Raw genomic sequence first — 21,206 nt, 5'->3', positions numbered from 1 at the left:
GGGTAAAATTACGACAGTGGTTTTAGTAGTTAACTGAACGGTATTAATCGATTACTATAACATCAGTCTCACAATGGCTCTTTTCGGCGGCAATCTGTCTTTACGCTTCCGCAGAGAGGGATTGCATCTGCGGGCCCGTATATACCAAAGGGGTGATACGTGGATGAGTCAGGTGAGCGCGTCGGACTGATTCCGTCGGCGTTGGTGTGGCGAAGACAGTCGGAGTGTGATCGTCCACAGGCGCGCGACAACGAGGTAGACGACCTATGCAACGACGCAAATTCGTGGTCGGAATCGGATCGCTCGCCGCCGGCTCGGCGGCTGCAATGGGGACTGGCGCGTTTGGCGACGTGGACGCAGCCAGAAATATGTCAGGACAGATTGTGGGAGATACAAGTGCATACTTGGGTCTAACCAGTCCCAGCAAATATTCGGAAATTGCAGGTGATGGCGAGTTGGAAATTACTTTAGAGTATCTCAACGACGAAGCTCAAAATAGTTTCGATCAAGTGCTCGTCCTTTCAAACAACGGGACAGATCAAGCGTACGTTTGGGTTGATGTGACTGCGAACGGGGATTCTGGCAATATTTACTTCTACCCAGATGGTGATGAGGACAGCAAGATTTCGACAAACAGTTTTACTGCGAGTAATAGTGACGTCGGAGGGGCGCCAAGTAACGAAGGTGCTTTTGCAGTCCCCGTTGGACATCAGCTCACAGTCGGACTATTCTTCGACACTAGACCCTCCAGCGGCGGCGCGTTCGCCGCAGACCCTGCTTTCACAGTCCACGCGTCCGACACCGCAAGCGAATCGCCGATCGGAACACTCTGATCGTATAGCCAAATCATATTTTCGCGGGTCACTGCCAACTCTCCCTGCAAAGATTTTTATATAGCCTTCAACACCTCAAATCGTCCACCGTATCGGTTCTGTGCCCATTCGTCTAGCGTGGCGTCCAGTTTGCGGTCCGCGTCACCGAGGTCACTCGCATCCGCCGACGCAAGTGACCGCCACTGTTCCTGTGCATCGTCAAAGCCGAGAGCGTATGCTGTCTCATCAGTCGCTAGCTTGATAGCGTACACGCGAACTTCCTCGTTAGAGGGGACCCCACCGTAGGGAGTGACATGAACTGAATCCACCGCATTAAGTTCGGCCAGTTCCTGCGGTCGAAGCGGTCTGTCCGGGAGACGCGTGATAGGTCTCATCTCCGTATCACTCCACAATCACCACACCATCGTAATAGCTGAAATTATTAATTCCCAATTTTAATTAAATATTGTTGAATTTGTTTATATAATCTTACCACTATCGTAGCACAGCCAAGGAACGCAGATGCAATGAAAATATTTCTGGCAGAGCGTCCGTGGATATATAAAAGAGTGGCAGAGGGGCTGAGAGCAACGAACAAGTGCGAGAATTGTGCATACGTCGGCCGAGGTTAGCGTTCTATCGATTCAAACATCCGGGTTTCAAGCCTCAACGAACGACACCTTCCCCGCCGCCAACTGCTCCCGGGACGCCACCGTATCCAGCACTCGCTGGAGGTACTCGCTGTGGTCGATGTCGCCGAGCACGCAGGCCCGCGCCCAGTCGGCGTCGATGCAGTACGACGCCGTCGGGACCGCCGCATCGGCCCCGTAGATGTGGACGGTCAGCTCCGGCCGCCCCGAGCCGTCCCGGACGGCCAGCAAATACGCGGACGCGACGGCTGCGACCTGCTCTTTCACCGCGTCAGTGTCCTCCGTGGTTGGCACGCGGTACCCCAGCGACATGGCGTCGTCGGCGACGACGAGCGACTCCAGTTCTGCCTCGGTCGTCTCCAGCGATTCGGTCACGACGGTTTGAAACGTCGGCATGTGATGAGTGTCCGTACCAAGTCCTTCGACGCCACACCGGAGTAGGTGTCGCCGGCTATACCCCGGCATTTATAACAGAACTGATTATTTCGCCGATCCTGATGAACAATTTAATTCGGCCACGGTCGCGGAATAAACATTGGTAACAGTATTGGGGCGACAGGTGTCAAGCGGTGAGAGGACGGAACCACGTAGCCGCGACGAGCACGGCGAGAAAGAGGTACGAACCGCGTATCAGCAGCATCGTCGCGCGCTGTTCGTCGGCCCGGCGGGTGGTGAGCGCGACGAGGGCGAAGACGGCGGGCGCGAGCGCCGCGCTCGGCGGGAACACTCCGGTCGCGGCGAGAGCGACGACGGCGACGAGGCCGGCGGCCATCAGCCCGTAGGCGGTACGGCGGGCGCGCCGGCGGCCGAGGACGACCGCGACCGTCCGCTTCCCGATGGACCGGTCGTAGTCGTAGTCCTGGGCGTCGTCGATGACCTTGATCCCCGAGAGGACGACGAGGAAGACCGCCGCGAACGCGACGGCGACCGGCGAGATCGCGACCGCCTGGACGTAGTAGCCGCCGAGGAGCGCGAGCGCGATTCCCGCGGGGTAGCCGGCGGTCGCCGTCAGCGGGTGTACGTCCAGTTGGGGAGCGTGGAGGTATCCGATGACCCACCCCGGGGCAGTGAGCAGTGCGGCGATGGGGCCGACGAGGACGCCGATGGCGACCACGCTACTCGCGAAGAGGAGGGTCGCACCGGCCATGGCGACCCGACAGCCGGTGGCCGTGAGCGGGTGGTCGTCGTCCTCGTCGCGGACGTGGAAGTCGACGTAGCCGTCCTTGACGTGGGCCGTGTAGAGCCCGGCGAAGACGGCGAGGGCGTGGACCGTCGCCAGCGGCACCGAGTCCAGTCCCGCGAGGAACGCGCCGAACCACGACGACGCCAGCGGCGGCAACATAAAGACCGGGTGGACCTGCGAGGCGAGCGCCGCGAACGCAGCACGGAACCCGGTTCCGTGACGAGAGAGAGCCATACTGGCAACAGGACTCGTGTGACAATAAGTACCAGTATCAGCGGTCGGAGCGGTCCGGGTCGTGGTCCGTCGGTCGCTGGCCCATCCGCGGGGTCACCCGGTACTATCGAACCGCCGCGGTCGCCTCGTCCATGACCTCCAGCGCCTCTTTCAGCGTCTCGACGTTGACCGCGTAGGAGATGCGGGCAGAGCCCGCGCCGTGGTCGCCGAAAGCCGCGCCGGGCACGACGACGACGCCGCGGTCGATGACCGCGTCCGTCCAGCCCTCCGGGACGCTGGGCATCGCGTAGAAGGCGCCCTTGGGCGTCGGGCACTGGAGGCCCATGTCCTCGAGACCGTCGAGCAACACGTCGCGGCGCTCCTCGAAGGCCGCGACCATCTCGTCGACGGCGTCCTGTGGACCCGACAGCGCCGCCTCGGCGGCGTACTGGGAGGCCGCGGTCGCGCAGGCCTGGCCGTACTGATGGGCGCGGAGCATCCGCTCGACGCGGTCGGTGGGGCCGGTGATCCAGCCCAACCGCCAGCCCGTCATCGAGTATGACTTCGAGCAGGCGCCGACGACGACGACGTTGCCCCGCTCGTCGAACTCCAGGGGCGAGCGGTGTTCACCCTCGAAGACGATGTGTTCGTACACCTCGTCGGAGATGCAGAGCACATCGTGTTCGTCGGCGATGCGGGCGAACTCGCGCATATCGTCGGGGGACTGGACCGCACCCGTGGGATTGGCGGGGCTGTTGACGACGAACGCCGCCGTGTCCTCGGTGATGGCCTCCTCGACGGCCGTGGGGTCCATCGTGAGGTCGTCGCGGAGCGGGACCGGTTTCGGCGTCCCGCCGGCGATGTGGGTCAGTGCGTCGTAGGAGACGAAGCCGGGGTCGGGGAAGATGACCTCCTCGCCGGGATCGACGTGGGCTTCCATCGCGATGTGGAGCGCCTCGCTCCCGCCGGCGGTGGCGACGAAATCGCCCGGGTCGATGGCGAGGTCGTAGTCGCGCTCGTACTTCTCGTGGAGGGCTTCACGTAGGGATTCCGTGCCTTTGTTCGAGGTGTAGCCGTCGCACTTCCCGGCCTCGATAGCGTCGATGGCGGCCTCGCGGACGTGGTCGGGCGTCGGGAAGTCCGGCTGGCCGAGCCCGAGGTTGATCGCGTCCTCGCCGGCGGCCTCGAACACCTCGCGGATACCCGAGATCGACACCTCCTCGATGCGAGCGGAGAACTTCGTCATGGGAGCATGGGAGTGGCGCGCCCCGATAATTCTTCGCCTCTCGGCGCGGTCGCCCGCCAGCACCGCTCCCTTACCGCTCGAACAGCGCCATGATCGCGCCGCCCCCGCCGACGCTCATCCCGACCAGCCCGTAGGTCGCGTCCTCGCGTTCCATCCCGTAGGCCAGCGACGTGGCGAGCATCCCGCCGCTCGCGCCGATGGGGTGGCCGAACGCGACCGCACCGCCGTTCGGATTGAGCCGGTCGGCCGGAATCCCCAGTCGGTCACGGACGTAGACGGTCTGGGCGGCGAAGGCCTCGTTGACCTCGTAGTGGTCGACGTCCTCGACCGCGAGGTCGTTCCGGTCGAGCAGCGCCGCGATCACGTCGCCGACGGCCTCGTTGAACTCGTTCGGGGCGCGGTAGACCGTCTCGTAGTCGACGAGGTGGGCCATCGCGCCGAAACCGTGCTCGTGGGCGGCCTCGGGGTCGGCGAGCAGAACGGCCCCGGCGCCGTCGGCGAGCTTCGAGGCGTTCCCGGGCGTGATCGTCCCGTCCTCGCGGAAGGGTGTCGGGAGCCCGGCGAGGGATTCGAGCGTCGAGTCCGGACGGGGGCCCTCGTCGCGCTCGACCAGGCCGTGGCGCGTCTCGACGGCGACCGTCTCGGCGTCGAACCGGCCGTCCGCGATGGCTTCGGCGGCCCGGTCGTGGCTCCGGAGAGCGTACTCGTCGATGGCCTCGCGGTCCAGCCCCTCGCGTTCGACCATGTCCTCCGTGATTTCGCCCATGTGACCCCCGTAGTTCATGTCCCAGAGGCCGTCCCGGACCATCGAATCGACCACCGTTCCGTCGCCGTGCCGACGCCCCTCGCGATAGTCCGGCAGGAGGTACGGGGCGTTCGACATCGATTCCATCCCGCCGGCGACCGCGAACTCGGCCTCGCCCGCGGCGATACGGTCGGCGGCGAGCGCTATCGCGCGGACCCCCGATCCAGAGGCCTCGTTGATCGTCGTCACCGGCGTGTCGTCTGGGAGGACCGAGCGCACGACGGCCTGTCTGGCCGGGACCTGTCCGACGCCGGCCTGGATGGCGTTCCCGAGTCCGACCCAGTCCACCTGCGTCCGGTCGACGCCGGTCCGATCCACGAGCCCGTCGAGCGCGGCCGTCCCGAGATCGACGGCCGTCTCCGACGAGAGCGAGCCGAGCAGTTCCCCGTGCGGCGTCCGCGCCGCGTCGACCAGAACGATGTCAGTCATTGTCCCACATGCACATTCCACGGCGTCCGGTATGCCGTTTCCCCCGGCGGGGTGTCAGTCCTCGGCGGCGTCCGCCAGGTCCTCGACGAGCGGGCGCAGTCGGCGGAGCGCAGCGTCGGCGTCGAGATACCCTTCATCGTACTCCTCGTAGACGGTCTCGGCTTCCTGCAGGAACGCCGCGAGTTCGTCGTCGTGGTCGGTCATGCTGGAGTCGCCGGGCGGCAGACGGGAGAGCGTTGCGGTGCGGAGGCGGGTCGGTGCCGGGGCGGTCGCGGGCTGCGGTTGCAGGGGTGGGGGTAGCGGAGCGGAGGCGGTCGCGGTGATTGGCAAGCGATTGTACGCGCAGCGCAGCTTCGCTGCGCGAGCGCACGCGACGAGTGACCGGCGGGAACGGGGAGCGGTTCTTAGCGTGGGTTTTTGCCGCGAGGCGCTCTGCGAGCGCCTCGCGTGCAAAGAGGTACTATTGGAACCCGATCGGTTGCGCCTGGGAGCTCTCGTCGGTGGCCTGGCTCATCCGCTTGGCGAGTTGTTCGCGCGCGTCGGCGATTTCCTCGGCCTGTTCGACCAGTTTACTGGTGTCGACCTCGACGCCCGCGATCGGCCCGACGGCGTCGAGAACCAGGGTCCTGGCGGCTTCGGGGTCCGGGAACTGCGGGTTCGACTGGACGACGAGCCCGAGCGCGTCGAGGCCCTCGACGCTGGCCCGGGAGAGCAAGGCGCCAGTGGGCCCGCTTATCAGCCCTCCCTGCCCGGGCTGCGGGATGTCGTACTCCTCCAGAATCGGGGTCGCGCCGTTCGTGGCGACGCCGTGGAGCGCGGGCGGACTGTCCTTCTCCTGTGTCGGGAGGCCGCTGAGATAGAGCGCCGTGGCGTCCCGCTCGTCGAGCCAGCGGGTGAGACAGGTCGAAAAGTCCGCGGCGTCGGCGGGCGAGACCGGTACGTCACTCTGGAGGGCCAGCAGGTCGGTGTCCGGGTCCGCGTAGATCCGAACCGGGCCGAGGACCTCGGTCTCGTCCTCGTGGTAGACCGCCACGTCGGGGAGGCCATCACAGTGACAGGTGGCGTAGTGAGCCATATCGAGCGCGTCGACGAGGTGATCCGTGGCGATCTTGCCCACCAGGCCGACCCCGGGCAGTCCCTCGACGAGGACGGGCGACTCGACGGCGAGGCTATCGTCGTGGACCTGAACGTGTGCCATGGGGGAGGAAACGAGAGCCGGTCTGAAAAACACGGGGGTCGGGTGACTGTTAACTGCCTGGCCGTCACACCCCGGACTATGGGGTACAGCCCGCGGGGGCGGCCGATACTCGGTCCGCTCGTTCTGATCGGTGCCGGGGCGGTGATCGCCTACGTCCCGCTCCGGTTCGAGGGGCTGCTGTCGATCATCGGCGGCGGTTCGCCGGTCGTCGGGTTCCTCGTCGGGGGCGCGCTCGCGTGCTGTGGTGTCGGCGTCCACGTCGCCCCGTCGTTCTCGACGGAACTGGGTGTCGTCGCGATGGCGCTATCGGTCCTCTCGATCTTCGGCGCGCTCGGCGGCCTCGTCGTCGGCCTCGTCCTCGGTCTGCTCGGAGGGAACATCTGCATCGCGTGGCGGCCGGCACCCGAGGAGTGACGGGGATGCCGTCGGTGACGGAGGGACGGGCCGAAGAGAAACCGACGGGCAGCACGGTATCGACGGCATCGTTTTGCCGCTGGCCCCACTCACTGAACCCATGGGAGCCATCACACTCTTCACAGCGGCGGAGTACGAACCGCAGGAGTTCGACGCGGTCCTGCTCCGCGATTCGGTCGTCGTCTGCGTCCGGGCCGAGACCGACAGCGTCCGGCTGGTCCCGATGGACAAGGTCAACCACGTCGACGGCGACGCCGAACACCTGCTGGTCGACACCGAGATTCCCGAATCGTTCTACGGCGGCTCGAACTACGGTTTCGTCGACACGGAGCAGTTCCCCGAGATCGAGGACCACCTGGCCGAGTTGACCGACGAGACGTACTGACCCGCCGGCGGCGGGCGGTACCGGGCGCCCGCATCCGCTCGTGTCCGGGCGCCGCCCCGACCGAGCGTGCGGGCCGCGATGACCGACGTTTTTATCGCCCGGGACGAACGGCCGGTAATGGACGTCCTGGAGCGGTACGAACCCATCGTCGACGACTTCGAGGCGTTCGTCGCGGCCTGCGAGCGCCCGCTTCCATCCGTCGTCCGGGTCAACACCATCAAGACGACCGCCGACCGCGCCCGGCAGGCGCTCGCCGACGAGGACATCGCCGTCGAGCCCTGCGACTGGCATCCCGGCCTCCTTCGGCTCCCCGAGACGCAACCGGGGGCCAACTGGCCGTACTTCCACGGCTGGCTCCACGGCCAGGAGGAAGTGTCGGCCGTGCCGGCGACCGTCCTCGACCCAGAACCGGGCGAGCGCGTCTGGGACGCCTGTGCCGCCCCGGGAAGCAAGACCACCCAGCTCGCGGCCCTGATGGACGACCGCGGCCTGCTGGTCGCTACCGACACCAACCTCGGGCGCATCTCGGCGCTGCGCTCGAACGCCGAACGCCTCGGCGTGACGAACCTCGGCATCACCAACGAGGACGCCCGCAATCACTCGCTCAAGCCCTGGGCGGGCGAGGCGTACGACCGCGCACTCGTCGACGTCCCCTGCTCCTGTGAGGGGACGGTCCGGAAGAACCCCGACACGCTCGAGGACTGGTCGCTCGACCACGTCGAGGGGACCGCCGGCGTCCAGAAGGGCATCCTCACGCGGGCCGTCCAGGCCACCCGCGCGGGCGGCACCGTCGTCTACTCCACCTGTACGTTCGCGCCGGAGGAGAACGAGGCCGTCCTCGACCACGTCCTCGACGCCGAGGACTGCGCCGTCGTCGACTACGACCTCCCGCTTTCCCACGTCGACGGCGTCACCGAGTGGCAGGGCGAGGAGTTCGACCCGCAGGTGGCCGCCGCGAAGCGCATCTACCCACACCACAACGACACGGGCGGCTTCTTCTGCGCGAAACTGGAGGTGGCCGAATGAGCAATTCGGGCCAGGAGTTCGACCGGCTACCCGCCGACGAGAGCGAGCGCGACCTCGAACGACGGGCGACCCGCGCCGAAGTGCTCGACTGGTGGGCAGAACGGTTCGGAGTCCCCCGGGAGGCGTTCGACGGGTACACCTTCTGGGAGAAAGGCAAGGGGAAAATCTGGGCGTTCGCGAGCGATACCGACTCCCCCGTCGGTGTGGAAGGGCTCGGGATGAAGTTCCTCCGGACGCGCCAGGAACACTGGAAGCCGACGACAAACGCAGTCCAGCGGTTCGGGTCCCTCGCAGATGAGAACGTGCTCCACCTCGCCCGCGACGAGGCCGAGGCGTTCGTCGCTGGCGAAGACCAAGAACTCGACTGGGACGGCGACTGGGGCTACCTGATCGTCACCCACGACCTCGCCGACGAGCGCGAACCGGTCGGTGTCGGCCTCTACGTCCACGGGGAACTGCGGTCACAGATTCCGAAAGGGCGGCGCCGGGACCTGTAGGCCGTCGGGGCTATCGGGCGCTGCTGGCGCGGTACTCACCGTGTTTGACGCCGATAACGAGACAGATGAAGCCGAAAATCGCCATCGATGGCAGGACCATCATCAGGATGGTATCCGTCCCCATCGGCACGGGTGAGCCGATCAGGCCACCGACACCGACGGCGACGATCAGGGCGAACAGTGCGGCCGTCTTCGGGAGATCGAGGTCCATACGCGTACTGAGGACGGCACGGAAAAAGAGGTTGCGTCATGGGTCGGCCTCGCCGGCTTCCGGATCGGCGGCCTCAGTCCTCGTCCGCATCCCGCGGCTTCGGACGCACGAGGTCCGCGAGCGTCACGAGGATGCCGAGCAGCCAGCCCAGGGGAACGGCGATACCGAACCACATCCCGGCGTAGGCGATGCCCTCCAGATTGTACCGGGTCCGGAGGTACGTGTTCACGTCCGCGAACGTCAGGTAGTTGTCGAGGATGTAGATGGCGATGTTCTCGCTGTAGGGGAAGACGGCGTCGGCGACCGTCGGCGAGTACAGCGCCGCCACCGACGGCGGGAGGAAGATGGCCGTCATCGCGAACGGATAGGCGAAGACGACGGTCGTGACCCGCCCGCCGAGAAACCGGAAGCCGAGCGCGAGCAACGAACAGAGGACGGCGACGGCCGACGCGGCCGCCACCGCGATGAACCCGGCGAAGGAGAACTGCGCGTACGCGAGTGCCGTCAGCCCGCCCCACAGCACGAGCAGGAAGAGGAACACGCCGACGGTGCCCAGTCGGAGCGCGGCGCTGTCGAGACGACGGGCCTGAAACCGCAGGAGATAGCCCAGCAGGACCAGCGGATAGACCACCGCGATGATGGGGATGCCGAGGTAGTACCACGCGTTGTAGGTGAGTTTCTCGCGGGAGGTTTTCGGCTTCCATTTGCCGAGCACGGAGCCGGCGGCCTCGCGCTGTCGCGGGAAGAACAACTCCATCCACGTCTCGTGCATCCGCTTGACGTCGAAGCGGACGCCGTCGATGAGACCCGACTCGTTGGCCGCAGCCATATCGCCCGGTTACAGTCGCCGCGCTTTAACCGTTCTGGCCTCCGTGACGTCCGTCAGACATCGCCCCCAGCGGCGCGACGGAATCCCCCACCAGTACTCCGACGGTCCCCGTCGGCCCCTACCAGGCGTCCGGCGCGAAGTCCGGATGGACCCGGCGGTCGACCGTGTCGATGTCGTCAATGGCAGCGACGTCCTCGTCGTCGAGGGCCAGGTCGATACTCCCGAAGTTGTCGCGGATGTGGGCCGCGCTCGTGGCCTTCGGGATGGCCGTCACGCCCTTCTCGCGGAGCCACGCGAGGCTGACCTGGGCCGCACTGGCGTCGTGTTTCTCCGCGATGTCGACCAGCGTGTCGTTCTCGAAGACCTCGCCGCGGGCCAGCGGCGAGTACGCGACCAGTTCCAGGTCCGTCTCCGCGGCGTACTCCCGTAGCTCCTCCTGCTGGAGCATCGGGTGCATCTCGACCTGATTGGCGAACACCGGCGCGTCGAGGTGGTCACGAGCCTCGTCGACGTGGTGGGGCTCGAAGTTCGAGACGCCGACCGCCTCGATAGTCCCCTCGTCGTAGAGTTCGTCGAAGGCCTGTAACGTCTCCTCGGGGTCGTACTCGCCGGCCGGCCAGTGGATGTAGAGGAGGTCGACGTAGTCCACGCCGAGCCGGTCGATGCTGTCCCGTGTCGATTCGAGCACGTCGTCGTAGGCGAGCTTCGAGATCCAGACCTTCGTCGCGAGGAAGACGTCCTCGCGAGGTACGTCGGCGGCCGCGATGCCCTCGCCGACGGCGTCCTCGTTCCGGTAGGCCTGTGCGGTGTCGATGTGGCGATACCCGGTCTCCAGGGCCGTGCGGACGCTCTCGGTACACTGGTCCGCGTCGTCGTTCTCCCAGGTACCGAGGCCGAGCATCGGCATCTGTCCCGCGTATGGCACGCTGTCGGGGTCGATCTGCTGGTGAGACATACAGGACGACGCAGGGTGCTCGGACCCAAAGGGGTTGTGAAAGGGGCGACGGTCACAGGAACTTCTTCAGCACCGCGGCGGACACGGACGCGAGTCCCGACCCCGCGTCGACGTCGGCCGCCTCGTCGAGTCGCTGACGGGCGAACTTCCCGAGCAGGGGTGCGTCCGAGAGGTGGAACATTCGGGTGATGGCGAGGAAGTCGCCGTCGTTGGCGCGGGCCAGGGTGTCCTCGTCGGCGTGCTGGAGGTCGCGCATGAGCCGGTCGTACCGGTCGTTGGGCGCCAGGTACAGCAGGCGCGTCATCCTGAGCCGGGCGTCCATCCGCGGCGCGACCCGGTCGTGCCAGAGTTCGTCGTAGATCGTCATCTCCGCGGCGGAGGTGTCCGGGTCCCGTGGCGTGAGACACCGGTCGGCCGTGATCGCGGCGACCCGTCCCGACTCCATGCACTTGTGGATGCCCTCACCCCACAGCGGGTCGACGGTCGGCACCGTGTCCCCGATTGCCATGAAGTTGTCCGTGCTGAGCGAGTTCGGCATCTGGATGTGGGCCGACCCGCGGTGCATCTTGCCTTCGAGGCGCTCGGCCTCGGCGAAGCGCGGGTCGTCGTCGAGCCAGTACTCGAGGTAATCGTCGATGGTCATTCCCTCCTGGCCGTAGGTCTGGTAGGTCTCGTTCTGGATGTAACAGACGCCGACCTTGGCGGTGTCCCCGCCGGTGTGGAAGATCCAGGAGTAGCCGCCGGGCGCGATGTCGTGGTCGAGCCGGAGCATCATCGAATCGGTCAGGTCGGCGTACTCGGGGTGGTCTATCGCGACGCCCTCGAACTCGTACTCGATACCGATGGCCTGGTGTTTCCGTTCGAGACCGGTCACGTCGAGGGCCTTCGCCAGCGGCGCGGCGGGGCCGGTCGCGTCGATCACGATGTCGCCGTAGACCTCCTCCCCACCGTTGTACTCGACGCCGACGATCTCGCCGTCGTCCATGATGGGGCCGGAGACCCTGGCGTCGAACCGGTAGTCGGCGCCGTTGTCACGGCCTTCGGCGACGAGCCAGCGCTTGAAGTCGGCGAACTCGAGCACCGCGCCGGCCTGATCGCGGACGAAGTGTTCGTTCGGCGACTCCAGGACGACGCGGTCGGTGAAGTTCATCACCACGTCGTCGGGGACGCCGAAGGAGGCCATCATGGAGGGGAACGTCCCGGCGGTCGACTTGTTGGACTGGCGCGGGAACTCGTCTTCGGCCTCGGTTTCGAGGACGAGCACGTCGTAGCCGCGTTTCGCCACGTCGCGGGCGCACTGGGCGCCTGCCGGGCCGGCGCCGGCGACGATTACGTCGTAGTGATCACTCATGCGTGTCGAGCAGGGCAGCAGCGGACGTCACGGCCGAACCGGTCGACGTGGCGTCCGTCCCCGTGTCGTCACCCTCGGGGCGGGCGTCGAACTGCGCAGTCATCGAACGAGTAATTGATGCCCATCTCATAAAAAAGAACGTATCTTGGACAGTTCTGCCCCAAACCCCGGAGAGCGGCCCTGGCGCTGAAATTACACCTCGGATCAGGGGTGAAAGATTAATTGTGGTCTCGGAACATATCGCGGGTATGTTCGAGGACCAGCCGGTTCGGGGGGAACTGGACGGGCACGTCGAGAACATGCTCGACCTGCTCAACGACTACGACGTCACGCTGTCGGCGGACACCGTCGCGGAGGCCCGCGGCCAGTTGGAGATCATGGTCGACCTCGCTGCCGGCGATCCCGTCGACGTCGACACGGTCGAGGACGTGTCGGTCCCGGGGCTCGAGGACGGGCAGGACCCGATCCCTGCCCGCGTCTACGCGCCCGAGGGCGAGGGGCCGTTTCCAACCGTCGCCTTCTTCCACGGCGGCGGGTTCGTCCTCGGCGACATGGACACCCACGACAACCTGTGTCGCCTGCTCTGTGACCGCGCCGAGGCAGTCGTCGTCTCCATCGACTACCGCCTCGCGCCGGAACACCCCTGGCCGGCCGCGCTCAAGGACTGCTACGCCGGTACCCAGTGGGCGGAGCGCAATGCCGCGGACTTCGGGGGCGACCCCGACCGCCTCGTCGTCGCCGGGGACAGCGCCGGCGGCAATCTCGCCGCGACGGTCTCGCTGATGGCCGCCGAGCGCGGCATGCCCGACATCGACCGCCAACTCTTGCTCTACCCCGCGACGACCTACATGGAGCCGATGCCCTCCCGGTCGGAGAACGGCGACGGCTTCTTCCTCAGCGCGCGGGACATGCTGTGGTTCGTCCAGCACTACATCGAGGACGAACTCGACGCCCACCACCCGTGGGCGTTCCCGATGAACGCCCGCCAGGACGCCCTCGCGGAGACGCCGCCGGCCTACGTCACGACCTGTGGCTTCGACCCGCTCCGCGACGAGGGCCACGCCTACGCGGCCCGCCTCGCCGAGGCCGGCGTCGACGTCGAGTACAGCAACCACGAGACGATGATCCACGGCTTCCTGAACATGGAGGGCATCGTCGACTACACCTACGAGGGGGTCGAGGAAGTCGTCGAGCAGATTCACCGGGCCTGAACGCGGGACTTATTCGCCCGGCGGCCCTTCGACGGGACGATGACAGCGAGTGGCGTCCGCGTCGCCGATACCGAGGCCGAGCGCGCCGACGCCTTCGCCGTCCGGCACGCCGTCTTCGTCGACGGACAGGGCGTCCCCGAGGCCCGTGAGCGGGACGGACAGGACGACGAGGCCGTCCACTTCGTCGCCACCGACGACGGCGAGGCCATCGGCGCGGCCCGCCTGCGGGACGTCGAACCGGAGACCGGGAAGGTCGAGCGCGTCGCCATCCGCGAGTCCCGCCGCGGCGAGGGGTGGGGACGCAGGGTCATGGCGACCGTCGAGGAAACCGCGCGCGACCGGGGCCTCGACACGCTCGTCCTCCACGCCCAGACGCACGTCGAGGGGTTCTACCGGCGGCTCGACTACGAGACGGTGAGCGACGAGTTCGAGGACGCGGGTATCCCCCACGTCGAGATGCAAAAGGAATTGTAGCGGAATCGACCCCGAGCCGTCACCGGCAAAACGCCGACGCCAGGGGCGTTTCGGGGAGCGAAACCGTCGAAGTTTTTTGACAGGGTGGTCGCGAAAATCGGGGCATGGAGACGGGAATCGATAGCGGGGCGGACGGAACCGTCGGCGGCTCCACAGGAGAGGCAGCGACCGATACCGACACCGACCTCTGGCTCGACCGATTCGCCCGGCTATTTGGGTTCGGGTGGCTGGCCGAGCGCGTCCCCGGCGACCTCCCCCCGTCGTACCTGTACGCGGTCGTCACGATAGTCCTGTCGAACGCCCTGACGATTTCGTACAACCTGCTCAACGGCGTCCCGTTGATATACAGGGAGAACCCCTACTTCGCGCTCCAGCCGTTCCTGCTGTTCGCGGCCGTCTACGGTGCGCGGTCGCTCCATCGCGAGTACGACACGGTGATGACGGAGATGGCAGTCGAAGCACGTGCCGACGACCCGGAGTTGCTGCTCGACCCCGTGCCGACGTGGCTCCCGTGGGCGCTGTTCGCCGTCGGGGCGCCGCTCCAACTCGGCCGGGCAGTCCTCGACATGGGTGCGTTCGGCGTCACGGATATGATCGCCAACTTCGTCCTGTTCCCGTTCGTCTTTCTCCCTATCGTCGTCCAGTTTTTCACCGTCTACGTCTCGATAGAGTTCCTCGCGCCGTGGCGGCTCGCACGGTCGACGGTCGGAATACACTTCCTCGACCCACAGGGTGTCGGCGGTCTCAGGCCGCTCGGCGAACTTATCAAGAAAGCGTACTACTACATCGTCGTCGGGCTCGTCGGGTACGCGCTCATCACCTACGCGCCGTTCGTCGATTCGACGTGGACGGTCTCCGCGGCCGCCGGCGTCATCTTCACTGCAATCTGGGTCCTGACCGTCGGCACCGTCGCGTTCGCGGTGTTCACGCTCCACCGGTTCATGCACCGGGAGAAACGTGCGGAGATACGGCGGCTCGAGGCCCGCCTGCGGGAGTACATCGAGAACCCGTGGGACGTGAAAGCCTACGAGATTCCGGCGGACTGTCGCGAGGAGGTCGAGGACCTCCGCGAGCGGATCGACCGGGTCAACGCGACCAGCGAGTACCCGGCGACGTTCAGCATCTGGTCACAGTTGTTGCTCAGCATCGCGCTCCCGAAAGCGCTCCAGTTGCTCATCGCGAACGCCTGAACGGGGTGCGGTGGCGTGGCGGTCGCGGTGCGGTTGCCGGGAGGTAGGTGTACGGAGCGCGCCGGAGACGCGCGGTTCGGTCACGAGTACGTCGTACCGGACGCGACCGCAGGGAGCGTCCGGCTTTTCACCCACGTTTAGTAGAACTCTCGGACGAGGTCCATCGCGTCGTCGGGCGCGCCGTCGGGGATGTCGGACATCGGTTCGGTGAGGCCCTCCCGCTCTTCCCACGGAACCGACCCCTCGTCCTGGTAGATGACGCCCTGGTACTCCTTGTCGGCGTCGAGGATAGCCGACTTCGCGTCGTCGTAGTCGGTCGGGTCGTGGTCGGTCTCTTCCAGGTCGACGATGGTGTCCCGGAAGTAGTCGTAGGTGTCGACGTCGTTGAACGTCACACACGGGCTGTAGACGTTGACGAAGCCGAACCCGTCGTGCTCGATGGCCTGCTTGACGATCTCGGTGTGGCGCTGGCTGTCCGAACTGAACGACTGGGCGATGAAGGTGCCGCCGGCCGCCAGCGCCAGCGCGAGCGGATTCACTGGCGGCTGTTTCGGCCCGTCCGGCGAGGTCGACGTCTCGAAGTCCTCGCGACTGGTCGGGGAAGCCTGCCCCTTCGTCAGCCCGTAGATGCGGTTGTCCATGACGACGTAGGACATGTCGACGTTCCGGCGAACGGCGTGGATGAAGTGGCCGGCCCCGATGGAGTAGCCGTCGCCGTCGCCGCCGGCGACCATCACTTCGAGGTTGGGGTTTGCCAACTTCGTCCCGATGCCCACGGGCAGGGCGCGACCGTGGACACCGTGGAGCGCGTAGCTGTGCATGTAGGTGCCGATCTTCCCTGAACAGCCGATACCGGCGACCACGAACGTGTTGTCGGGGTCGTTGCCGGTGTTCGCCAGGGCTTTCATCATGCCGTTCATCGTCCCGAAGTCACCGCAGCCGGGACACCAGGTCGGTTGCTTGTCGGATTTGAAGTCCGTGAATCGAACGTCTGAGCTCATTTATTCTGCCTCCACTTCGGTTGGTTCCGCGAGTTTCTCCTCGACTGCCTTTGCGAGTTCGTCGGCCTTGAATCGCACGCCGGTGTATTTGTTGATCCGCTTGACGCGAGTGAGCGTGTCGTGTTCGAGCACGTCGGCGAACTGGCCGGTGGCGTTACACTCGACGACGATCACGTCCTCCGCCGCTTCGATCTCCTCGGACAAGTCGGGCCGGGGGAAGATGTACGGCACCGAGATGAAACGCACGTCGGTTCCCTCCTCGTCGAGAAGCTCGAGGGCTTCCCGCATCGCACCCTCGTTCGACCCCCACGAGAGGACGAGCGTGTCCGCGTCGGGGTCGCCGAACTCGCGGTACCCCCAGTCCTCCGCTTCGCGGGCAGTGTCGACTTTCTGCTGGCGTTTCTCGACCTGCTCGACGCGGACCTCCTCGTCCTCGGTCCGACGGCCGAGACCGTCGTGCTCGAGCCCCGTCGTCATGTGGGCGCCGTCCTCGGTCCCGGGGATCGCGCGGGGACTGACGCCGTCGGCGGCGGCGAAGTGGGGCTGGAACCGGCCCTGCTCGTCGAGCCAGGACTCGATCTCGCTCTCGTCGACGACTTTCCCACGGTCGACCTCCACCTGATCCATGTCGAACGTCTCCGGCGGGAACGTCTGTTCCGTGACGGACATCGCGAGGTCGGAGACGAGGAAGACCGGCGTCTGGTACTTCTCCGCGAGGTTGAACGCCTCGATCGTCTTCCAGAAACACTCCGAGATGTTGGTCGGCGCGACGACGAAGCGGGGGACCTCGCCGTGGCCGCCGTAGAGCAGCTGATTCAGGTCGCCCTGTTCCTGCTTGGTCGGCATCCCGGTCGAGGGACCCGAGCGTTGTACGTCGGTGATGACGAGCGGCGTCTCGCTGGTGGCGACCAGCCCGAACGTCTCGGTCATGAGGTCGATCCCGGCACCGGAGGTGGCGGTCATGGCGCGAGCGCCGCCCCGGGCCGCGCCGAGGGCCATGTTGATGGCGGCGAGTTCGTCCTCGGCCTGGACGACTTTGCCGCCGTACTTGTCGAGTCGGCCAGTGAGATACTCCATGATGGAGGTCGCCGGGGTGATCGGGTAGCCGGCGTAGAACCGACAGCCGGCGACGAGTGCCCCCATGCCGAGCGCCTCGTTACCGTTCAGCAGGACGTAGTCCTCGTCGGTCGTCTCCAGCTCGTAGTCGAACTCGTGGTCGGTCTCCTCGGCGACGTACTCCTGCCCCATGCGGGCTGCCTTCTGGTTGTTGTCGACGATGGCCTGTCCCTTGTCCTTGAAGCGCTTTTCGAGCGACTCGTCGAGGTTCTCGATGGGGAACTCGGCCACCTCGCAGGCGGCACCCAGCGCGACGATGTTGCGCATGATGGCGCCACCGGCGTCCTCGGCGAGTGATTTCAGCGGGACGTCGAGGCCGATCATCCCCTCCGGGATCTCGACGTCCTGCATCGTCGTCCGTTCGCCGTCGTAGATGATGACGCTCCCCTCGTGGAGTTCGTCCATGTTCTCGTGGATCGTCCGCTCCGTGAGGGCGATCAGGACGTCGAGCCTGTCGACGACGCTCTCGACACGGTTCACTGACGTTCGTACTTTGTACGCCGTGTACCCACCGCGGATACGCGACGCGAAGTCCTTCGAGGTGAAGACGTGACGACCGGCACGGGACAGAGCCTGCGCGAAAATCTTGCCCGTAGAGTCGATCCCGTCGCCAGCCTCACCACCGATAGCCCAGTTCAGGTCCTCGGGCATACTAGCTACTCGCTTCCCACCCGCGGAGCAAAAGCCTTCTGCATGGGGTTTTTCCAGAAACGAAAGGTGTTTTCGCCGGGAACTCGATGCGACCGCATGGAAGACGTGACAGTGACCGTCGCTTCCGTACGGTCGGTCGGTCCCGACGCCATCGCCATCGCGTTCGAGTCCCCCGAGGGCTTCGACGCACGCCCCGGGCAGTTCGTCAAACTCGGCACCGAGGTCGACGGCGAACACGAGTCCCGCTTCTACACCATCTCCTCGCCGAACGTGGCCGAGACGTTCGACGTGACCGTCGAGATCGACCCCGACGGGACGCTCGGCCCCCTGCTCGCCGACCTCTCGGCCGGCGACACCCTCACCATGTCCGGTCCCTACGGCAACGCCTACTACGAGGACGACCCCCGCGTCGTCGTCCTCGCCGGCGGGCCCGGCGTCGGCCCCGCCATCGGCATCGCGCGCCGCGCCCTGAACGACGGCGGCGAGGCGGCCGTCGTCTACCGCGACGAGACGCCGCTGCACGAGGCGGACCTCGACACCCTCGATGCCGACGGCGCGACCGTCCACGTCCTCGACGCGGACGACGACATGGCCGACGCCGTTGGCGACGTGGTGACCGGCAGCGACGGGGAACAGGTCTTCGTCTACGGCTTCGCTGACTTCCTCGATGCCGCCACGGGCGCCATCGAGGCCGCCGGCGGCGACCCCGACGGGGCGAAAGTCGAGAACTTCGGCTGAGGGACCGACCCCCACCCGTTTCGAAGCGCCGTAATCGGTGAGACAGTTATGATCGGCCAGTCCGCCCAGACGGCCCCGTCCGAATCCAAGGACAGCGTCCCGGGCCCGGACGCGTCCGAATGGGAGTTCGAGAAGCGAGGGACCGTCGGCATCTGGTTCATGCAGGGCTGGCAGGGATACACCGACGAGGACCTCGAAGCGGCAAGCGACCACTACCGGGAGCGGGGGAAGCGTGCCGACATCACGGCGACCCTCGCCGTCTTCGGCGACGACACGACCCTCCCCGCGGAGACCCAGGAGTACATGGACGAGGAGTGGTCGAGAAACGGCGAGTACACCGGCGTCGACCGGATCGGCTTCGTGTCGGACGGGACCACCGCGATGGCGGTGAGATCGAACGTCGAGGTTCCGGGCGCGACGGTGGAGAGCGTCCGCGACCTCGACGACGCCGTCGCCTGGGCGCGGGACTGACGGGAGAGTTTTTACCCCGCCGCGACGGTCCCCACGTATGGCCGAACTGACTGCACGACTCCGGGAGTTCGTCTCGGAGACCCGCGAGCCGGCGGCACCGTCCTCGAGTATGGTCGAACTCGCCGAGGAGATCGCCGAGAACCCCGAAACCGTCACCGTCTCCGACGGCCGGGAGATCGGCTACGCCGAGGTCGGCGACCCGGACGGCACGCCCCTGTTCGTCTTCCACGGCTTCCCGAACTCGCGAGTGTTCGGCGCGCTGTTCGACGAGGTGGGCCGCGAGCAGGGCGTCCGCGTCGTCGCGCCCGAGCGGCCGGGCTTCGGCGTGTCGACGCCCGACCCCGACCGACGGCTGACCGACTGGCCCGCGGACCTGGAAGACGTGGCCGACGCCCTCGACATCGACTCCTTCTCGGTGCTCGGGATCTCCGGCGGTGGCCCGTACGCCGCCGTCTCGGCGGCGCTCCTGCCCGACCGGGTCGAGCGGGCCGGCATCGCCTGCGGCGTCGCCCCGATGGCCTCGGTCGGCCTGCGGGACCGGCTCTGGTACTACGCCGCGCGGTTCACGGCGCCGGTGAGCAAACTCGGTCTGTGGCTGCTCGGCCGGCGGGCGCTCGCCGGCCGCGAGGCGTTCCTCGAGGAGATGGCCGACAGCGCCTCGCCGGCCGACGAGGACCTGTGGCGCGGCGAGGTCGGGCAGACGATTCACGCGAGTATGCTCGAATCCCGCCGCCACCACGGACTCGACCCGCTCGTCGAGGAGACCGCGATCTACGGGAGTCCGTGGGGGTTCGACCTCGACGACATCGAGGTCCCGGTCTACCTCTGGTACGGGAAAGCCGACGTGCTCGTCCCGCCGGAGATGGGGCTGTACCTCGCCCGCGAGATTCCGACCGCCGAAACGCACGTCTACCCCGACCTCGACCACCTCTCGGTCGTCGAGGAGAACGAGAGCGAGATGGTCGAGACGCTGACGGCCTGAACCGCGAGTACCGGCCGAGAGGCTGGTGACGGCGGACAGACCGTCGGTTCCGAAAACATTTCAGCGAGAGGGAAGAACGGGCGGGTATGCCGGCCGCCGAAATCAACCGGGCGGAGGTCGACGAACGGCTCGACCGACTCGAGCGGGAATACGGTGACGTGCCGGTCCGGGACGAGCGGGAGACGGTCCCGGCGGGGGTGTTTCCCGACCTCCGCGCCCTCTCCCGGGAGGGATACAGCGGCGGCAGCTACGTCTGGGTGGTCCGGGAGCCGTCGGCGGCACCGCCGCCGAGCGACGGTCTCGCGGCCCCCGAGGCCGACCGGGAGCGCGTGTTGATGGTCCTCGGGCGGGGGTCGAGCCGGTGGGGACTCCCCGGCGGCGGCCGCGAGTGCGGGGAGAACTGCGAGGAGGCGGCCGTCCGCGAGGTCCGCGAGGAGACCGGCATCGACTGTTCGGTCACGCGGCCGTTCCTCGTCTGCCGGCGGGTGACTGTCTCCGAGGGCGACCACGACGAACGGCTCCACTCGCTGTGGACGTTCTTCGACGGGACCTACGAGGGCGGGCACCTGACCATCCAGCCCGGCGAACTCAACGGCGCGGCGTGGTTCGCCGACCCGCCCGAGCGGATGCAACCCGAAAACGCATTCCGCGCGGCGGACTGGCGGCGGTAGCGCCACCACCGGCCGCGACACCGTCAGTGCTCGACGTATTCGAGCAACACGCCGCCCGTCGACTCGGGGTGAAGGAAGGCCACCTCGTGGCCCCAGGCACCCTCGCGTGGCACCTCGTCGATGAGTTCGACACCCTCCTCGCGGGCCCGCTCCAGCGCGCCATCGATGTCGTCGGTCGCCAGCGCCAGGTGATGGATGCCCGGTCCGTTCCGGTCGAGGTAGGAGGCGATGGCGCCCTCGTCGTCGAGTGGTTCGAGTAGCTCGAAGTAGCCGTCACCGAGTTCGAGGAAGACGACGGACATCCCGTCGAACTCCTCGACGTGTGCGACGGGCGCGCCGAGGAGCGACTCGTACTGGGCGGCCAGTCCGTCCGCGTCCTGTGTCGCGATACCCGCGTGATCGAAGTGCATATCGGCCCGTCGGCGCCCGGGCCTAAATACGGTCGTGGTCGAGCGTGTAGTGCTAACGCGTGTCAAGAATTAAGGGCGGTGCGGTGC

At 66.7% G+C, this 21,206-nt stretch carries 26 protein-coding genes; 12 read left to right on the top strand and 14 right to left on the bottom strand.

The window, feature by feature from the left end; translation table 11 throughout:
- Positions 1-266: 266 nt before the first annotated feature.
- Positions 267-833 carry a hypothetical protein gene (locus MUG96_RS06365; RefSeq protein ID WP_246987563.1) on the top strand — a complete coding sequence of 189 codons (567 nt, stop codon included), beginning with the start codon at positions 267-269 and terminating at the stop codon, positions 831-833.
- 56 nt (positions 834-889) lie between these two features.
- Here the strand turns inward: MUG96_RS06365 and MUG96_RS24480 are convergent, their stop codons facing one another.
- The 7 genes from MUG96_RS24480 to MUG96_RS06335 all read right to left on the bottom strand — a co-directional run bounded on the left by MUG96_RS24480 (position 890) and on the right by MUG96_RS06335 (position 6,536).
- Positions 890-1,207: a DUF7964 domain-containing protein gene (locus MUG96_RS24480; RefSeq protein ID WP_505465474.1), complete on the bottom strand. Its 318-nt coding sequence runs from the start codon at positions 1,205-1,207 to the stop codon at positions 890-892.
- Between the two features lie 264 nt (positions 1,208-1,471).
- Complete coding sequence (locus MUG96_RS06360) at positions 1,472-1,858, bottom strand: DUF8159 domain-containing protein (protein ID WP_246987562.1); 387 nt, start codon at positions 1,856-1,858, stop codon at positions 1,472-1,474.
- Between the two features lie 166 nt (positions 1,859-2,024).
- A complete protein-coding gene (locus MUG96_RS06355; protein ID WP_246987560.1) occupies positions 2,025-2,879 on the bottom strand; it encodes a UbiA family prenyltransferase in 855 nt (284 codons plus the stop codon).
- 103 nt (positions 2,880-2,982) lie between these two features.
- Positions 2,983-4,104, bottom strand: a complete 1,122-nt coding sequence (locus MUG96_RS06350; protein WP_246987558.1) for a pyridoxal phosphate-dependent aminotransferase — start codon at positions 4,102-4,104, stop codon at positions 2,983-2,985.
- A gap of 70 nt (positions 4,105-4,174) precedes the next feature.
- Positions 4,175-5,338 carry a thiolase family protein gene (locus MUG96_RS06345; protein WP_246987556.1) on the bottom strand — a complete coding sequence of 388 codons (1,164 nt, stop codon included), beginning with the start codon at positions 5,336-5,338 and terminating at the stop codon, positions 4,175-4,177.
- A 54-nt stretch (positions 5,339-5,392) separates the two neighbouring features.
- Positions 5,393-5,542 (bottom strand): hypothetical protein, encoded by a 150-nt coding sequence (locus MUG96_RS06340; protein WP_246987555.1) that lies wholly within the window; start codon positions 5,540-5,542, stop codon positions 5,393-5,395.
- 256 nt (positions 5,543-5,798) lie between these two features.
- Positions 5,799-6,536 (bottom strand): proteasome assembly chaperone family protein, encoded by a 738-nt coding sequence (locus tag MUG96_RS06335; RefSeq protein WP_246987553.1) that lies wholly within the window; start codon positions 6,534-6,536, stop codon positions 5,799-5,801.
- A gap of 78 nt (positions 6,537-6,614) precedes the next feature.
- Between MUG96_RS06335 and MUG96_RS06330 the strand changes: the two genes are divergently transcribed.
- The 4 genes from MUG96_RS06330 (at position 6,615) to MUG96_RS06315 (ending at position 8,858) form a co-directional block, all read left to right on the top strand.
- A complete protein-coding gene (locus tag MUG96_RS06330) occupies positions 6,615-6,950 on the top strand; it encodes a DUF6114 domain-containing protein (RefSeq protein WP_246987551.1) in 336 nt (111 codons plus the stop codon).
- Positions 6,951-7,050: 100 nt separating this feature from the next.
- On the top strand, positions 7,051-7,335 hold the full coding sequence (locus MUG96_RS06325; protein ID WP_246987549.1) for a hypothetical protein: 285 nt from the start codon (positions 7,051-7,053) through the stop codon (positions 7,333-7,335).
- A gap of 117 nt (positions 7,336-7,452) precedes the next feature.
- On the top strand, positions 7,453-8,361 hold the full coding sequence (locus MUG96_RS06320) for an RsmB/NOP family class I SAM-dependent RNA methyltransferase (protein ID WP_246987547.1): 909 nt from the start codon (positions 7,453-7,455) through the stop codon (positions 8,359-8,361).
- The gene (locus MUG96_RS06315) at positions 8,358-8,858 is read left to right on the top strand and encodes a DUF7122 family protein (protein ID WP_246987545.1); all 501 of its coding nucleotides are present in this window, start codon (positions 8,358-8,360) and stop codon (positions 8,856-8,858) included. Before MUG96_RS06320 ends, MUG96_RS06315 begins: the two co-directional genes overlap by 4 nt.
- 10 nt (positions 8,859-8,868) lie before the next feature.
- Here MUG96_RS06315 and MUG96_RS06310 read toward each other — a convergent pair whose 3' ends face one another.
- From MUG96_RS06310 to MUG96_RS06295, 4 genes are all read right to left on the bottom strand, one after another.
- Entirely contained in the window at positions 8,869-9,069 is a 201-nt protein-coding gene (locus MUG96_RS06310) for a DUF7333 family protein (protein WP_246987543.1), read from the bottom strand.
- A 73-nt stretch (positions 9,070-9,142) separates the two neighbouring features.
- Positions 9,143-9,898: a hypothetical protein gene (locus tag MUG96_RS06305; RefSeq protein ID WP_246987541.1), complete on the bottom strand. Its 756-nt coding sequence runs from the start codon at positions 9,896-9,898 to the stop codon at positions 9,143-9,145.
- Positions 9,899-10,016: 118 nt separating this feature from the next.
- The gene (locus tag MUG96_RS06300) at positions 10,017-10,805 is read right to left on the bottom strand and encodes an aldo/keto reductase (RefSeq protein WP_246988637.1); all 789 of its coding nucleotides are present in this window, start codon (positions 10,803-10,805) and stop codon (positions 10,017-10,019) included.
- 100 nt (positions 10,806-10,905) lie between these two features.
- Complete coding sequence (locus tag MUG96_RS06295; RefSeq protein ID WP_246987539.1) at positions 10,906-12,204, bottom strand: digeranylgeranylglycerophospholipid reductase; 1,299 nt, start codon at positions 12,202-12,204, stop codon at positions 10,906-10,908.
- Positions 12,205-12,452: 248 nt separating this feature from the next.
- On the opposite strand from MUG96_RS06295, the gene lipP1 reads away from it, so the two are divergent.
- The 3 genes from lipP1 to MUG96_RS06280 all read left to right on the top strand — a co-directional run bounded on the left by lipP1 (position 12,453) and on the right by MUG96_RS06280 (position 15,079).
- Positions 12,453-13,415, top strand: a complete 963-nt coding sequence (gene lipP1 / locus MUG96_RS06290; protein WP_246987536.1) for a LipP1 family hormone-sensitive lipase — start codon at positions 12,453-12,455, stop codon at positions 13,413-13,415.
- A gap of 39 nt (positions 13,416-13,454) precedes the next feature.
- Positions 13,455-13,889, top strand: coding sequence for a GNAT family N-acetyltransferase (locus MUG96_RS06285; RefSeq protein WP_246987535.1), 435 nt, complete (start codon positions 13,455-13,457; stop codon positions 13,887-13,889).
- A gap of 104 nt (positions 13,890-13,993) precedes the next feature.
- On the top strand, positions 13,994-15,079 hold the full coding sequence (locus MUG96_RS06280) for a hypothetical protein (RefSeq protein ID WP_246987533.1): 1,086 nt from the start codon (positions 13,994-13,996) through the stop codon (positions 15,077-15,079).
- Positions 15,080-15,216: 137 nt separating this feature from the next.
- Here MUG96_RS06280 and MUG96_RS06275 read toward each other — a convergent pair whose 3' ends face one another.
- Positions 15,217-16,080 (bottom strand): 2-oxoacid:ferredoxin oxidoreductase subunit beta, encoded by an 864-nt coding sequence (locus MUG96_RS06275; RefSeq protein WP_246987531.1) that lies wholly within the window; start codon positions 16,078-16,080, stop codon positions 15,217-15,219.
- Positions 16,081-17,847 (bottom strand): 2-oxoacid:acceptor oxidoreductase subunit alpha, encoded by a 1,767-nt coding sequence (locus tag MUG96_RS06270; RefSeq protein WP_246987529.1) that lies wholly within the window; start codon positions 17,845-17,847, stop codon positions 16,081-16,083.
- A 96-nt stretch (positions 17,848-17,943) separates the two neighbouring features.
- Here MUG96_RS06270 and MUG96_RS06265 point away from each other — a divergent pair, with 96 nt between their 5' ends.
- The 4 genes from MUG96_RS06265 (at position 17,944) to MUG96_RS06250 (ending at position 20,709) form a co-directional block, all read left to right on the top strand.
- Entirely contained in the window at positions 17,944-18,585 is a 642-nt protein-coding gene (locus MUG96_RS06265; RefSeq protein ID WP_246987527.1) for a ferredoxin--NADP reductase, read from the top strand.
- A gap of 48 nt (positions 18,586-18,633) precedes the next feature.
- Positions 18,634-19,056, top strand: coding sequence for a hypothetical protein (locus MUG96_RS06260; protein ID WP_246987525.1), 423 nt, complete (start codon positions 18,634-18,636; stop codon positions 19,054-19,056).
- A gap of 37 nt (positions 19,057-19,093) precedes the next feature.
- Positions 19,094-20,038 (top strand): alpha/beta fold hydrolase, encoded by a 945-nt coding sequence (locus MUG96_RS06255; protein ID WP_246987523.1) that lies wholly within the window; start codon positions 19,094-19,096, stop codon positions 20,036-20,038.
- Positions 20,039-20,124: 86 nt separating this feature from the next.
- Entirely contained in the window at positions 20,125-20,709 is a 585-nt protein-coding gene (locus MUG96_RS06250; RefSeq protein ID WP_246987521.1) for an NUDIX hydrolase, read from the top strand.
- A 23-nt stretch (positions 20,710-20,732) separates the two neighbouring features.
- Here the strand turns inward: MUG96_RS06250 and mce are convergent, their stop codons facing one another.
- Positions 20,733-21,119, bottom strand: coding sequence for a methylmalonyl-CoA epimerase (gene mce / locus MUG96_RS06245; protein ID WP_246987519.1), 387 nt, complete (start codon positions 21,117-21,119; stop codon positions 20,733-20,735).
- Positions 21,120-21,206: the final 87 nt, after the last annotated feature.

Origin of the sequence: Halorientalis marina, from assembly GCF_023028345.1 — an archaeon.
In the GTDB taxonomy this organism is placed as follows: domain Archaea; phylum Halobacteriota; class Halobacteria; order Halobacteriales; family Haloarculaceae; genus Halorientalis; species Halorientalis marina.
The sequence above is the reverse complement of the archived record's forward strand: the minus strand, read 5'-3'. Positions and strand labels throughout refer to the sequence as shown.